This window comes from Lacrimispora sp. (genome assembly GCF_047605665.1).
Classification (GTDB): Bacteria; Bacillota; Clostridia; order Lachnospirales; family Lachnospiraceae; genus Lacrimispora.
Genome location: NZ_JASGFH010000005.1, coordinates 113,472 through 128,170, shown reverse-complemented (window position 1 = coordinate 128,170; position 14,699 = coordinate 113,472). Strand labels below are relative to the sequence as shown.

Below are 14,699 nucleotides of genomic sequence, written 5' to 3'. Positions count from 1 at the left end.
GGCTTTCTGCAATCCATTCATGAAAAGGAGTGCGCAGTATGAAAATTGACATAAACAAACTGGCGGAACACTTTGCGCGAACTTCTTTTCAGGTTGAAACAGTATACCGCTGCGTGCGTGAGCCTGGGATGTGTTACAATGCCTATTCCAAGCCGTTCCCAGGCTTTGTGTTTCCTCTGAGCGGCAAGGCGGAGTTCATTTTTAACGGTACGCCCTATATTCTTGCACCGGGAAACATCGTTCATGGCGGAGCTGATATGCAGCTCAACAGCCGCGTCCTTGGAAATACGAGATGGGAGTATCTGCTGATTCTTTATAACATTACCGTTCCGGAGCCGAAAGGGTTTAACCTGTCAAAAGAGCATTTTGAGCTTGGGGTCGGCCAAAGTCTCCGGCTGTCCCAATTGCTTCAACGCTTGCGGTTTGTCTCCAGCCGGCCCGGAGGTGTTGCCATGTTTCAGACAGAAACACTATTCCGTGAAATTTTGGAGGAAGTATTCGTCTGCATGCGCAATCAGACCAATGGTGATGCACAGAAATTATTTGAACAGGTGTCCGCATATATTCATGAACGGTACATGGAGGCACTTACCGTTCCAATCCTCGCGGAAGAAAACGGTGTAAATAGAAACCGGCTCGCTTACGTGTTTCATAAATATGCAGGCATGGGGCCGGGGGATTACTTGCTTCAATACCGTTTAAACAGGGCGAAAGAGATTCTGCTTTCCAGTAAAGCTCCATTGCATGAGGTGGCGCAGGCTGCCGGGTTTAACGATCCTTTTCATTTCAGCAAGGCATTTAAGAAACAATTGGGAATTTCTCCCAGCCAGTTCCGGAGTAAATTCATAAATAACACATATTAGTTTCATAAATAACACATTCCCCTATGGTGATCGGCTTGCTATACTAACTAATGCAGAGTTAGACAATACTAACTACTATGGCATTGGAGGAATGAATGATGAAGAAACTGATGGGGCTGATTTTATCAGCCGTGTTATTAACAGGATCGCTGGCGGGCTGTACAGGAGCGCCTGCTGGAAATAGTGTTACAACCACCCCGGAGAGCACCCCGTCTGCAAAAACCGGCACGCCTGCGGCAAGCGCCGGCACAGAGGCGGCATGGCCGAGAACGTATGTCGATGAGCTTAAGCGGGAGATCGTTCTCGAAAAGAAACCGGAAAAAGCCGCCCTTTTGTTTTTCCGCAATTTTGAGCATATGTTCCTGCTTGAAGAAGGTCCGGCGGCGGCCACTGAGGTGAACATGCTGGATGAATGGGCTTCTTTAAAACCGTATAAAGAGCAGTATGATATTGCTGATATAGGCTCCATGAGAGGTCCCAACATCGAAAAACTTCTGGAAATTGAGCCGGATATCATCATCATGTTTTCCGGTTTATATGAAACATACGGGGAAGAACTTGAGAAAATCGCCCCGGTCATTACGGTTGCTGCAAATGAAAATAACTGGAAAGGCGCTTTGCGGGGATACGGTGAAATATTCGGAAAAGAGGAGAAAGCCGAATCCGAGATATCCCGGATTGAGACCCTGATTGCCGATTCCAAAGAGCAGTTGGCAGACTACAGCCATAAGACCTTTGGGGTGATCATGCTGGGAGATAAGCAGTTTTGGGCGTTTACCACACAGTTTGTTTTCGATGAAGAAAACGGCCTGGGGCTGAATTCTCCGGAAAATTATGTGGATATGGGGACAAAAGGGGAAGAGATTTCCTTAGAAGCGCTGGCAGGCATGAATCCTGATTACATATTTGTTGCGGATATAAACGGCTCTTCGGCTGCTTTGGAAAAATACTTAAAAGACCTGGAGAGCAACTCCGTATGGAATTCTCTTAATGCAGTGAAAAACGGAAATATGTACGCACTGGACAGTTCTATTGCAGCCGGAGGCCCTTTAGGAATTGAATTGGGTGTGAAAACCATCATCGAAAATCTTTCAGACTGATAACAGCATCTTATGCCGGGGACGGCTTGCTTTCGCGGCCCTTCGCCCGGCTTTATGAAACGGTGCGGATGGAGAAGGTATCGTTGTTTATTCTTGAAAAATCCATAGAATTATGATATCATAACAAAGGTTAGAAAAGACTAACTTATATGGCTTCAGTGCCGGACCATTGCTGTAAGGCAATGTCAGATAACCATGACGTTATGGTAGCAAAAGGGTGAAATTATGGAAACCGATATCAATCAGATCATAGATTATTACGCGAAGGCAGACACCGCATTTGCAGGGATGTTTTTTGAATACAGAGAGTTTAACAACAGAAGCATTGACAGAAGAACCAACCCTTTTTGCGGGGGACTGGTGATTCCTCTTATAGGAAGTGTTTGTTTTACCTTAGATGGAACGGAATACACGATTCAGCCGGGTGTGGTGGTACATGCCGGACCCAATATGAGAGTGAGCATAAAGGGATCGGATGATAAACCGTGGAGGCTGGCTGTCATCCATTATCACATTCCTGAAAATGAGATAAACCGTTTACCGCTTTTTCAAAAGCACTTTTCTTTCGTAATAGGTGAAAATGTGAAAATTCCGGATTTGATTCAACAGCTTTTGCTGAGCCAATCCACGCCGGGAGCCTTTGCATTGTTCAAAACAAAGTTACTGTTTACAAACCTTTTAGGGGAGTGCCTTGATTCGGCAAAGAGGCAGTGCGCCGACAGCGGCAGCAAACTGGTAGAACAGATCATGGAGTATATCCGGCAAAATCATGCGGAGCCAATTACCATCTCCCAGACAGCATCCCGTTTTGGCTTGGACAGACGGAGGCTCGCCGCGTTGTTTGAACGCCATGTGGGCATGACGCCCAGCAATTATTTAATTGAATGCAGAATACTCAAAGCAAAGGAGCTGCTGTGTACTTCTTCCTGCCCCATCAGGCAGGTGGCCGAATGCGTGGGCTATTCCGACAGCCTCTATTTCAGCAAAGCTTTTAAAAAGCTGTCCGGCATATCCCCGTCGGAATTCCGGGACCGCATGGCCCGCAGCGCAGATTGAATAAAAGGATGAGATGACGGACAAAATTCCATGCCATTCAGGTCATTATTCCATTTCAATATGATTTTGGTTTTGCTATACTAAGTCGAGTTAAATGAAACTAACTGATGCCATATTGGAGGAATGAATGATGAAAAAATTTATAGAAGTATCCGCTTTGTTATTGGCTTGTGCAGGCCTGCTGGCGGGCTGCGCAGGAACACCTGCCGAAAATAACGGGACAACCGCCCCGGCTGCTGCAGAAACCTCTGCACCGGAATCAAGGAGCGAAACAGAAGCCCAATGGCCGCGGACGTATGTGGATGCTCTCGGCAATGAAGTGGTGATTGAAAGCAAACCTGAAAAAGTCATTTCGACTTTCCACGCAATGTTCCCTGATTATTTCTATACGTTCGGTCTATCACCCTTGGCTGTAGCTGCCGCAGAAAGCAGGTTTCATCACTTATCAGCCTTTGAAGAGTTTCTGGCAGTCAATAAGCCGGAAGATATTGGCCCGGCCAACTCCCTGAATTTTGAGAAAATACTCTCCCTGGCTCCTGACCTGATTATTATGACAAAGCTCCAGGAAGAAGTTTACCCGCAGCTTTCTCAGATCGCACCTGCAATTGTTTTAGATCATACCCAGATAAATGCTGACTGGAAGTATGGCGTCAATGAGTTTGCAAAGATTTTCGGGGAAGAAGATAAGGTTGATGAAATCATCAGCGGAGTCGAAAAAACCGTGGCTGACGGAGCGGAAAGCTTAAGTCAGTTTAGGGATAAAAATGAAACGGTGATATTCCTTGCCGTGACGGGAAAGCAGTTATTTCCCTATCCTGTAACCCAGCTTCAAACAGTATACAATGGTGTAAATGAAGGCGGTCTCGGTTTAACAGCGCCGGAAGCATATACAAAGCTGACCGACTATTCCCAGCCTCTTTCCTTAGAAACGGTTGCGGTTGATTATAAACCGGATCACTTATTTATCATAGCCGACAATGTGGACGGAGATGCGGCGCAGTACATAACCCAACTGGAAGAGAATGCCGTATGGAAAAATATGGATGCGGTAAAAAATAACCGTGTTTATAAGATTGACCGTTCCATATTCGGTTTTAATGCTCCTATAGGCACAAAGTTCGGAGTGAAGTTCGTGGTTGACAGCCTGACTGAGTAAGGGGTATTGACCGGTATAAGAGTTTAAATGAAAACCAGGTGCAGCCGGCAACGTGGGCCTGTGCCTGGTTTCTTATTGCCGGAATTACTTTATGATTCATAAGAGAGGAATAAAACAGGCTATGATGAAAAACTTAAAACGCTTCCTGCGGTATTACCGCCCCTACAAAGGGTTGTTTTTTCTGGACTTATTCTGCGCAGTGACGGCGGCTCTGCTGGGGCTGCTGTTTCCGTTTACGGTAAGCCGTATCGTGGACAGGCTTTTGCCCACCGGGGACTGGATTCTGATTTTGTCTGCCTGTACAGCGCTTGCAGGAGTGTATCTCGTCAACACTGTCCTCAAATATATTGTAGGTTACTGGGGGGAGAGGCTGGGACTGTACATTGAAACTGATTTGCGCACCGAACTGTATACCCATCTGCAAAAGCTCTCTTTCCGGTTTTTCGATAACAACAAGACCGGGCAGCTCGCCTCCCGCATCTCCAACGATCTTCTGGATGTGGGGAACATGGCCCATTACGGCCCGGAGCACTTCCTGATTGCGGTTTTCACTCTGATCGGGTCCATGTTCCTCATGTTCCGGGCGAACTGGCAGCTTGCCCTTTTGATGAGTGCCTTTGTTCTGGTGCTGCTTGCCGTCAATATTTCCTTTATGAAGAAACTGGTGGCAGCCAGGAGGCGGATGTTTGGTGCTATTGGGGGCTTTATGTCCCGGCTGGAGGATGGAATCGGCGGCATCCGGGTGGTGCAGGCTTTTGCAAATGAACAGTATCAGCAAAAGCTGTTCTTAAAAGACAATGAAAGGTTCTGTGAGGCCAAAATCCAGGGGTTTAAATATACCGCACGGAATGAAGCCGTAACCTATATTTTTCTCAACCTGCTGCCTGTTGCTGCTTTGCTCGGCGGAAGCTGGTTTACTTTGAATGGAGGCATGAGCCGCGGTGAGCTGTTCAGCTTTATCCTTCTGGCCAACGTTATGGTTATGCCCATTCAAATGCTGGCGGCTTTTTCTGTCCGGTTTCCCAACGGAATGGCGGGATTTCAGAACTTTGCTGAAATCATGGACACGGAACCGGAAATCAAAGACGCCCCGCAAGCTGTGGAAGTATGTTCTCTAAAGGGTGATATCGAGTACGAAGCCGTCACCTTTGGCTATGACGAAAACCGTCACGTGCTAAAGGGGATCAGCCTGTCGGTCAGAGCCGGGGAAACGGTTGCTTTTGTGGGGACTTCCGGTTCAGGAAAAACCACCCTGTGCAGTCTGCTGCCCCGGTTTTACGAAGCGGATGCCGGGCGCATCAGCATCGACGGGATCGATATTAAAAAGATGACACTCCAGTCCCTGCGCCGGCAGATCGGTGTGGTGCAGCAGGAGGTATTTCTGTTTGCTGGCACAATCCGGGAAAATATTCAGTTCGGCAGACTGGATGCCACGGAACCGGAAATCTGGGAGGCAGCAAGGCGGGCCCGGCTTGATGACTTTATCCGGGAACAGCCGGATGGCCTGGATACCGTCATCGGGGAGAGAGGTGTAAAGCTCTCCGGGGGACAAAAGCAGCGCATGAGCATTGCCCGGATGTTTCTCAAGAACCCGCCCATCCTCATTCTCGATGAAGCAACTTCCTCTTTGGACACGGAAACCGAGGCAGCAATACAGAAATCCCTGACCGAGCTTTCCAAAGGCCGCACAACCCTTATTATCGCTCACCGGCTGGCAACGATCCGAAATGCTGACCGCATTATTGTGCTGACGGAGGAGGGGATAGCGGAAGAGGGAAGCCATGAGGAACTGCTGCAGTCGGGCGGAATATACCGCCGTTTACATATGGCCCAGGCAGGAGCCTGGACAGCAAGGAGGTAATAGAAGAACATGAAAATACAAAACGAACCGGAAAACAGGGTTCAGGATATAAAAGAACGGACGAAAGGACGTGCCTGGGCGGCATGGCTTATCATCGTCATAGGCAGCGGGGCTTTGATCCTTCTCATGGCATTTTCCATTGCAAACGGCGCAGCGGGCGTACCCCTTGAGACGGTGTGGGACGCTTTGTTTCACTTTGACGGATCAAGCACCCATCACCTCATTGTGATTGATTTGCGCCTGCCCCGCGTCATTGCCAGTGCTCTTGTAGGTGCTGCTTTTGCCGTGTCCGGGGCCATTATGCAGGGGACGACACGCAACCCCATGGCGGATTCCGGACTTTTAGGCCTCAATGCAGGAGCCGGATTTGCCCTGGCCATTTGCTTTGCTTTCTTTCCGGGGCTTGGTTATATGAATGTGATTCTGTTTTCCTTTTTAGGAGCGGCATTGGGAGCGGCGCTGGTGAACGGCATCGCATCCATGGGCAGGGGAGGGGCTGCACCCATGCGCCTTGTTCTGGCGGGCGCAGCGGTCAGTTCGCTGCTGGCAGCACTCAGTCAAGGCATCGCCCTTTACTTCCATGTGGCACAGAGTATTATGTTCTGGACTACAGGGGGTGTAGCGGGTTCCAACTGGGAGCAGATTAAAATCATGTCTCCGTGGATCATTGCCGCTTTGCTGGGAGCGTTTGCCTTGTCCCGTTCCATATCCCTTCTCAGTCTGGGAGAGGATGTGGCAAAGGGGCTGGGCCTGAATACTGCCGCCGTCAATGCACTCTGTTCTTTCATTGTGCTGATTCTGGCCGGAGCTGCGGTGTCCGTTATAGGGGCAGTGGGATTTGTCGGCCTTATGGTTCCCCACCTGGCCCGGTATCTCGTGGGCGTGGATTACCGTTTGATCATCCCTTCCTCGGCTGTGCTGGGCGCTTTGCTCATGGTAGCGGCGGACTTGGGTGCCAGGATGGTAAACCCGCCCTTTGAAACACCCATCGGCGTACTGACTGCCCTCGTGGGCGTACCCTTCTTTTTGTATCTATCCCGTAAGCAGAGGAGGGCATTGTAATGACAGAGCTGCAAAAGAAAAATGAAGCATATAGGCGAAAGATTGCCATTCGCAACACAACCGTTGTGATCGGATGCGCGGTGCTGCTCATCATATCCTTCATCATCAGCATGAATACCGGCTATACGAAGCTCTCTCCGCTGGATACCCTGCGCACACTGTTTGGAGGCGGTACGGATAAGGAAAATTTGATACTGTTCGATTTCCGTCTGCCCCGCATCGCAGTGTCCGTTCTTGTGGGTGCAGGGCTGGCTCTGTCCGGCTGCATTATCCAGGGCATTTCCAGAAATGCCCTGGCTGACCCAGGACTCTTAGGCATTAACGCCGGAGCCGGACTGATGGTCATCCTGTATGTGATGTTCTTTGGAACCCAGTCCTTTCTTTCAGTGTTCACTTTGCCTTTCCTGGCCCTGGCAGGGGCAGGAGTTACTGCGGTGCTGATTTATGGGCTGACTTTCAAAAGAGGTGAGGGAATTGCCCCCATGCGCCTGATATTGACCGGCGTGGCAGTCCAATCGGGAATTTCCGCACTGACCACCTTACTGGTGGTCAGGCTGGACGAAACCCAGTTTGACTTTGTGGCTGCGTGGCAGGCGGGCAGCATTTGGGGCAGCAACTGGAAGTTTGTGCTGGCCTTACTGCCCTGGCTTATATTACTGATTCCCTATGTGCTCTATAAAGCCCGTATCCTGGATGTGCTGAATCTGGGCGATCATGTGGCGTACAGCCTGGGCGCCTCTGTAGAAAAAGAGCGGCGGCGACTTCTTGCTGCTTCCGTTGCCCTGGCAGCCTCCTGTGTGGCAGTCAGCGGCAGCATCAGCTTTGTAGGGTTAATTGCCCCCCATCTGGCAAGGCGTCTGGTGGGACCAAAGCATGGGGTCCTTCTGCCAGTCTGCACCCTGACAGGGGCGGTACTGGTATCCGCTGCTGACACCGTCGCACGTGTGATCGTGCAGCCCTCCGAAATCCCCACCGGCATAATGGTAGCGATTATCGGCGCACCGTATTTCCTGTATCTTCTGGCAAAGAACAGGCAGTAATGAAAGGAAGAGAACTATGAACAGCATTGCAACAGAGAACTTAACCGTCGCCTATGAGGAAAAGCTTGTGGTAGACGGATTGGATATGCAAATTCCCCAGGGGAAAATAACGTCCATCATCGGGCCAAACGGCTGCGGAAAGTCCACGGTATTAAAGGCGGTGGGCCGAATCCTCAAGCCCAGGAATGGGGTGGTGTACTTAAACGGCGACGACATTCACCGGCTGACGACAAAGGAAGTGGCACAGAAGATGGCGATTCTGCCTCAGTCTCCCCAGGCTCCGGCCGGACTGACTGTGGGAGAGCTGGTGGCCTATGGCCGGTTTCCTCATCAGCGGGGATTTGGCAGGCTAAAATCTGAGGATAAGGAAATCATCCAGTGGGCGCTGGAAGTCACCAGACTGACGGAGCTGGAAACCGCCGCAGTGGACAATCTCTCCGGCGGTCAGCGGCAGCGGGTGTGGATTGCCATGGCTCTTGCCCAGCAGACAGACCTGATTTTACTGGATGAGCCGACCACTTACTTAGACCTTGCCTATCAGCTTGAGGTGCTGGAGCTTCTTTACCGCCTGAACCGGGAGCAGGGCTGCACGATTATTATGGTGCTCCATGACTTAAATCTGGCTGCCCGTTTTTCCGATTACATGATAGCCATCCGGTGCGGGAATATCATCAGGCACGGCACTCCGGAAGAAGTGATGATTCCCCAGGTGCTGAAAGAAACGTTCCACATTGATGCCGAAATTGTGAAGGAACCGCGCACAGGACGCCCCACCTGTGTTTCTTATGACCTTATTCCCCAAATGCGCAAAACTGGAGACAATTGTGAGGAGGCATGTTGATGAAAAAAATAGCGATTTACGGCAAAGGCGGCATCGGTAAGTCTACCACCGTATCAAATGTATCAGCGGCAATGGCAGCAATGGGGCTGACTGTCATGCAGATTGGATGCGATCCCAAAGCAGATTCCACGCGAAACCTGACAGGCGGTAAAAATATCCCTACCGTGTTGGATACCCTGCGGGAAAACGGCGACGCGGAACTCACGGATCTGGTGGTCAAAAGTACAACAGGCGTACTGTGTGTGGAATCAGGCGGGCCTGTTCCCGGTGTGGGATGTGCAGGGCGGGGCATCATCACTGCCTTTGAAAAGCTGGAGGAACTGGATGCCTACGAAGTCTATCAGCCTGATGTGGTGCTGTACGATGTGCTGGGCGACGTGGTATGCGGCGGCTTTGCCATGCCCATCCGGGGCGGGTACGCCGATGAGGTGTGTATTGTGACTTCCGGAGAAATGATGTCTCTTTACGCCGCCTCCAATATCTCTCACGCTGTCAAGAGCTTTGGCAAGCGGGGCTATGCTTCCCTGCGGGGGCTGATTCTCAATGCCAAGAATTTTGAGGGAGAAAATGAACTGGTGGACAAGGCCGCAGCGGAGATCGAAACCGACATCATCTACCGTCTGCCCCGGAATCCATTGGTGCAGCAGGCAGAAGCTGAGGGAAAAACCGTTGTGGAGGCGTTTCCCGATTCTGAGATGGCAGACTGTTACAAGGCACTGGCAAAGCTGCTGTTGGAAGGAAGTGAAGGGTCATGAAGGAATTGCAGCATTTAAAAAAGTTATCTGCGGTGAAATCAAACACTGCAATCAAATTTTTATCCCCTGCTGTTTCCCCTGGCTGCCACTGTCCCATGCGCATGGCGGCTCTGACGGCAAAGGACATCCGGGGACTTTCATCCCTGTTGGTGGGCATGCCTGAATGCACCACCCATGTGCGGCTGTTTAATCCCAAACCGGAGGGAAAGGATGGCGAACTGCACTGGCTTTATGTGCTGGATCAGCATGAGGTGGTGTTTGGCTGCCGGGCAGGGGTGATGGATGCCCTCAGGAAGATGGATCAGGACGGAGCAAAGGCCATCCTTTTGATCGCCACCTGCATTCCGGAGCTGATCGGAGAGGATATGGAAAGCGTGATCCAGGAGGTGCAGCCGGAGCTTTCCGCCCCTGTCACCCATGTGATGCTGGGACAGTTTAAAAATTTCAGCTACCCTCCCGGTTACTGGAAGACCATGGAAGCGCTGGCTTCACTGATGAAGCCGCAGCAAACAAATCCTGTGCAAATCAATGTATTAGGGCGCAGCCCCAGGGAAAAGCACATTCCCATGCCATCCCTGTTTCCGGAACTGGAGCGCAGGGGGGTGTCCCTTCGTTATCTTGCGCCGGGGGCTTCTCTCACAGATTTTCAAAGCGCCCCCGATGCTGCAATGAATCTGGTGGTTTCCCCCTATACACAGCCCCTGGCAGTCCGGATGGAGCGGGAATTTAGGGTGCCGTTTATTTCTCTGCACACACTCTTTTCCGTTGAGGCTATTGACAGGACTTATGGGGAAATTGCGAAACAGTTCGGCTTCACCTGGGGCAATGAATTCGATGAGGAACGGGAAAGAGCCCTTTCTCTGGAAGAAAAGGCGGCGGGCAGGCTGAACGGACTGCGTTATATTGCTTCTTTAAGAGTTGGAATGCCCCTTGCCCTGGCCGGTTATCTGGCGGGATTTGGCATGGAGCCGCTGCTTTTGCATATGGATGAATTTTATCCTGAGGATAAGGGACACGCAAAGGCTCTTCTTGCCCTGGGGCATGCCCCCTATATCTGCCGGATGGTAAACCTCCCCGCAGAATATCCCATTCTTGAAAGGCTGGCTCCGGACATCTGCTTCGGCTATCTGCGGCCTGGGAGCGAAACCATTCCCAATATGGAGAACATGCATCAGTTATACGGAAAAGCAGGCTACGGACTGACTATAGAGCTTTTGGAACAGACCATGGAGGTAGTGGACAAATCCGGAATATCCGGGAAAGGAGGTGACGTTTATGGGACTGCATCGGTTTAAACCGCTTCCTTCGGGGCGCATGGGGATTTTGTGGACGCTTTCTTCCATTCGGGACGCAGCGGTGGTGGAATTCGGCTGCATGGGACATATGATGTACAGCGGTGTGACGCTGGAGAACACCGGAGTCCGGGGTGCCTGCAAGCGGTACTCCACCCACATAGATGAAACGGACATTGCCCTGGGCGGCATGGACAAGCTGGCCCACACCGTTGCCCATGTGGTAGAGCGCGACAATCCCCGCGTGATTTTCCTTCTTCCATCCTCTATCCCTGAGGTGATCGGGACAGACCTGCGGGCAGAAGCGAAAGCGCTGCAGCGGGAATATCCCGATACCCTCTTCCTGACCTTTGGGCAAGGCGGCTTTGAAGTAACCCAGCACCGGGGCGTGCAGGAAGCCCTTCTGAGGCTGGTACAGGCACTGCCCAGGGATACGGATAAAACGCCTCAGCCAACCTTTAATGTGATTGGCTCCTGCGCCGACTTGTTCCGGTTTCAGGCCGATGCTGGTGAGATTCTCCGCATCATGCAGGGGGCTTTCGGCATGAAGCCTTTGTGCATACTTACTTCGGATACATCGGTGCAGGATATTGAGAATATGGGCGGTGCCCATATCAACCTGGTTCTCCGGCGCGAAGGAGGGCCTGCTGCCTTGGACTTACAAAAGCGGTTTGGCACCCCGTACCTGATGGGACGGCCTTATGGCATTGATGGAACGGCCCAGTGGATAGAAGAGGCAGCCAAAATCCTGAAAATCTCCGCGGACCGTGATTTTATGGACGGCCAGCTCAGGGAAGGGAAAAAACTGCTTTCGGATATGCAGCCCCTGATCCGGCATTTAAAACAGGAACATACCGAAGAAATCCGGCTGTCTATCGGTGCACACGCCGATGTGGTACGGGGCATACTTGACTTTGGCTGCAAAGAGCTGGTCCTGCCCAAAGGCTATTGCTGGTGTGAAAGCCCAGACATGGCAGGTGATGAAGTTCCGTATTTTACAGAAGATCAGTGGATACAGGCAATTCAGTCTCAAAAAAAGGGACTTTTGATGGCCAGCGGTGAGGCCCTGGCATGGGCAGATCGGAACATGTCGCTGCAAATTGCCAATCCCGATACAAAGCGGCGGTTGAATCCTTATGTCCCTCCCTTTGTTGGCTTTCGGGGCGCACTGCACCTGATGGATCTGTGGATCAATGCGGCGCTGGAGCAGGAGGATGATGAAGATTAAAGTTTCCCTTTTAAAAAACCCCAGGAGAGCATTTAAAGCTCCCCTGGGGTTATTTTTTTGGCCGGTCAACCGTCTTTATTTCATTGTTTTCATCGCCCTCATAGCATTTAAAATGGCAATGACTGTCACACCCACATCTCCGAAAACAGCTTCCCACATGGTCGCCATACCTCCGGCAGCGAGAATCAGAACGATAATCTTGACCCCCATCGCAAAAATAATATTCTGCCAGACAATGGACCGGGTCTTGCGTGCTACCTGGATAGCGGAAACGATCTTGGAAGGCTCATCGGTCATCAAAACCACATCAGCCGCTTCAATAGCAGCATCAGAACCCAGGGCGCCCATGGCAATGCCGATATCCGCCCTTGCCAGAACAGGTGCATCATTGATTCCGTCGCCGACAAAGACAAGCTTGCCTTTTCCTTTTCTGTTTTTATCCAGCAGCTCCAGTTGCTCGACTTTCTGGTGCGGAAGCAGCTCTGTATATACGGCATCCAGCCCGATTTCTGCGGCAATGGCTTCCCCCACGGCCCTGCTGTCGCCTGTCAGCATGGCGGTCCGGTTTACGCCAAGCTTTTTCAAGTCAGAAATGGCCTTCTTGCTGTCAGGCTTTAATTCATCAGAGATGACGATATGCCCGGCAAACGTTCCGTCAACAGCCAGATATACAATGCTGCCCAATGCATCCGCAGGTGTCCAACTGATACGCTCGGAATCCATTAATTTTCCGTTCCCGGCCAATACAGTTTTGCCGTCAATTTTTACCTTGATTCCCAAGCCGGGAATTTCCTTCTGCTCCGTCAGCCTTTGTGAATCAATTTCCTGACCGTATTCCTTTTGAATCGATAAAGCGATTGGGTGATTGGAGAAGCTTTCGGCATGGGCCGCATAGGATAACAGCTCCTGTTTGGACCAACTGTTTGCTCCCGCAACCGAAGTCACCTTGAAAATTCCCCTGGTCAATGTTCCTGTTTTGTCAAAAACAATGGTATCCACATTGTTTAACGCTTCCAGATAGTTGCTTCCCTTGACCAAAATTCCATTCTTTGAAGCCCCGCCAATTCCGCCGAAAAAGCTGAGCGGAATGGAGATGACCAGCGCACAAGGACAGGATACAACCAGGAAGGCCAGTGCCCGGTAAATCCAGTCGCTGAAAACGGCTCCCGGAATCACAAGCGGCGGTATCACCGCAAGTGCGAGGGCGGCAAAGGTGACAACAGGAGTATAATATCTGGCAAACTTTGTGATAAAGTTCTCCGTAGGCGCCTTTTTGCTGCTGGCATTCTGAACGAGGTCCAAAATCTTCGAAATTGTGGACTCCCCAAATTCCCTGGAAACCTCAACGGTCAAAACGCCGTTTTTATTGATGGAGCCGGACAACACTTCATTTCCCGGTTCCACGTCCCTGGGCAGGGATTCTCCGGTGAGAGCGGAAGTATCCAGAGCGGAAACGCCCTCTATAATGCGTCCATCCAGCGGTATCTTTTCTCCTGGCTTTACAACGATAAAGTCCCCGATGCCCACCTCCTCTGGTGTGACTTTCCGGATTTCACTGCCGACTTTTAAGTTGGCAAAGTCAGGTCGGATATCCATCAAAGCGGAAATGGATTTACGGGAACGGTTGACTGCCAGGCGCTGAAATGCCTCTCCGACCTGATAAAAGAGCATGACCGCTACGCCTTCCGGGTATTCCCCGATGGCAAAAGCGCCGATGGTGGCAACACTCATCAAAAAGTTTTCGTCAAACACCTGCCCTTTGGAGATGTTTTTTAACGCCCTTAAAACGACTTCCCCGCCTACCAGAAGGTAGCTGATCAGAAATACAATGAAACCCATGGGCTGCTGAAAATCAAACAGAGTGCCGGCGATGAATAATGCAGCGCCTGTACCGAGACTGAAGCGGTGGACCCATTTTCTCATATCAGCGGACTTGTCTGAATCAACAGGCTTTTGATTGGTATAGGAGATCTGAATGGCTGGTTCAATATCCCTGGCGATTTGGGAAGCCTGGCGCACGATGGAAGGAAGATTTCTGCTGTCTGACGCCTCAATGGTCAGCTTTTGGGAAACGAAATCCAGCGCAGCCATTTTGACACCGTCAATGCGGTTGACCTGGGCTTCAATTTTCTGAGCGCAGTCACCGCAGCATAATCCGAGTAAAAACAAGACCTTCTGGCCAGGCTGTATTGTTTCCTTTTCAATCATCACAACCTGGGAATCGTGCCGTTTTACAATTGCATCAGCCTGAGCAGCCAAACTGTTTACCGCATCACCGGCTGTAATCTCCATAGTCAGAGTTTTTGACATAAAATCGACATTGGCTGAAGAAACGCCGTCCAGCTTATTCACATCCCTTTCGATTTTAGCTGCACAGTTGCCGCAGCAAAGTCCTTCTAACACGTATTCTTTTTTAATAGCAGTATCCATAACCGGTCACCGTCA

At 50.8% G+C, this 14,699-nt stretch carries 12 protein-coding genes; 11 read left to right on the top strand and 1 reads right to left on the bottom strand.

The window, feature by feature from the left end:
* The first annotated feature begins 38 nt into the window (after nt 1-38).
* The 11 genes from QM657_RS05445 (at nt 39) to QM657_RS05395 (ending at nt 12,254) form a co-directional block, all read left to right on the top strand.
* Nucleotides 39-863 carry a helix-turn-helix domain-containing protein gene (locus tag QM657_RS05445; RefSeq protein ID WP_415065560.1) on the top strand — a complete coding sequence of 275 codons (825 nt, stop codon included), beginning with the start codon at nt 39-41 and terminating at the stop codon, nt 861-863.
* A gap of 95 nt (nt 864-958) precedes the next feature.
* On the top strand, nt 959-1,963 hold the full coding sequence (locus QM657_RS05440; RefSeq protein WP_415065559.1) for an ABC transporter substrate-binding protein: 1,005 nt from the start codon (nt 959-961) through the stop codon (nt 1,961-1,963).
* Between the two features lie 225 nt (nt 1,964-2,188).
* The gene (locus QM657_RS05435; RefSeq protein WP_415065558.1) at nt 2,189-3,019 is read left to right on the top strand and encodes a helix-turn-helix transcriptional regulator; all 831 of its coding nucleotides are present in this window, start codon (nt 2,189-2,191) and stop codon (nt 3,017-3,019) included.
* A gap of 127 nt (nt 3,020-3,146) precedes the next feature.
* Nucleotides 3,147-4,175, top strand: coding sequence for an ABC transporter substrate-binding protein (locus tag QM657_RS05430; RefSeq protein ID WP_415065557.1), 1,029 nt, complete (start codon nt 3,147-3,149; stop codon nt 4,173-4,175).
* A 91-nt stretch (nt 4,176-4,266) separates the two neighbouring features.
* The gene (locus tag QM657_RS05425) at nt 4,267-6,036 is read left to right on the top strand and encodes an ABC transporter ATP-binding protein (RefSeq protein ID WP_415065555.1); all 1,770 of its coding nucleotides are present in this window, start codon (nt 4,267-4,269) and stop codon (nt 6,034-6,036) included.
* A 9-nt stretch (nt 6,037-6,045) separates the two neighbouring features.
* On the top strand, nt 6,046-7,098 hold the full coding sequence (locus QM657_RS05420; RefSeq protein WP_415065554.1) for a FecCD family ABC transporter permease: 1,053 nt from the start codon (nt 6,046-6,048) through the stop codon (nt 7,096-7,098).
* Nucleotides 7,098-8,138 carry a FecCD family ABC transporter permease gene (locus QM657_RS05415; protein WP_415065553.1) on the top strand — a complete coding sequence of 347 codons (1,041 nt, stop codon included), beginning with the start codon at nt 7,098-7,100 and terminating at the stop codon, nt 8,136-8,138. The genes QM657_RS05420 and QM657_RS05415 overlap by 1 nt, the downstream gene beginning before the upstream one ends.
* Before the next feature lie 16 nt (nt 8,139-8,154).
* Complete coding sequence (locus tag QM657_RS05410) at nt 8,155-8,979, top strand: ABC transporter ATP-binding protein (RefSeq protein WP_415065552.1); 825 nt, start codon at nt 8,155-8,157, stop codon at nt 8,977-8,979.
* Nucleotides 8,979-9,734, top strand: coding sequence for an AAA family ATPase (locus QM657_RS05405; RefSeq protein WP_415065551.1), 756 nt, complete (start codon nt 8,979-8,981; stop codon nt 9,732-9,734). Before QM657_RS05410 ends, QM657_RS05405 begins: the two co-directional genes overlap by 1 nt.
* Nucleotides 9,731-11,029 carry a nitrogenase component 1 gene (locus QM657_RS05400; protein ID WP_415065549.1) on the top strand — a complete coding sequence of 433 codons (1,299 nt, stop codon included), beginning with the start codon at nt 9,731-9,733 and terminating at the stop codon, nt 11,027-11,029. The genes QM657_RS05405 and QM657_RS05400 overlap by 4 nt, the downstream gene beginning before the upstream one ends.
* Nucleotides 11,010-12,254 carry a nitrogenase component 1 gene (locus QM657_RS05395; RefSeq protein WP_415065547.1) on the top strand — a complete coding sequence of 415 codons (1,245 nt, stop codon included), beginning with the start codon at nt 11,010-11,012 and terminating at the stop codon, nt 12,252-12,254. The genes QM657_RS05400 and QM657_RS05395 overlap by 20 nt, the downstream gene beginning before the upstream one ends.
* 75 nt (nt 12,255-12,329) lie before the next feature.
* Here QM657_RS05395 and QM657_RS05390 read toward each other — a convergent pair whose 3' ends face one another.
* Nucleotides 12,330-14,684: a heavy metal translocating P-type ATPase gene (locus tag QM657_RS05390; RefSeq protein ID WP_415065546.1), complete on the bottom strand. Its 2,355-nt coding sequence runs from the start codon at nt 14,682-14,684 to the stop codon at nt 12,330-12,332.
* Between the last annotated feature and the right edge of the window lie 15 nt (nt 14,685-14,699).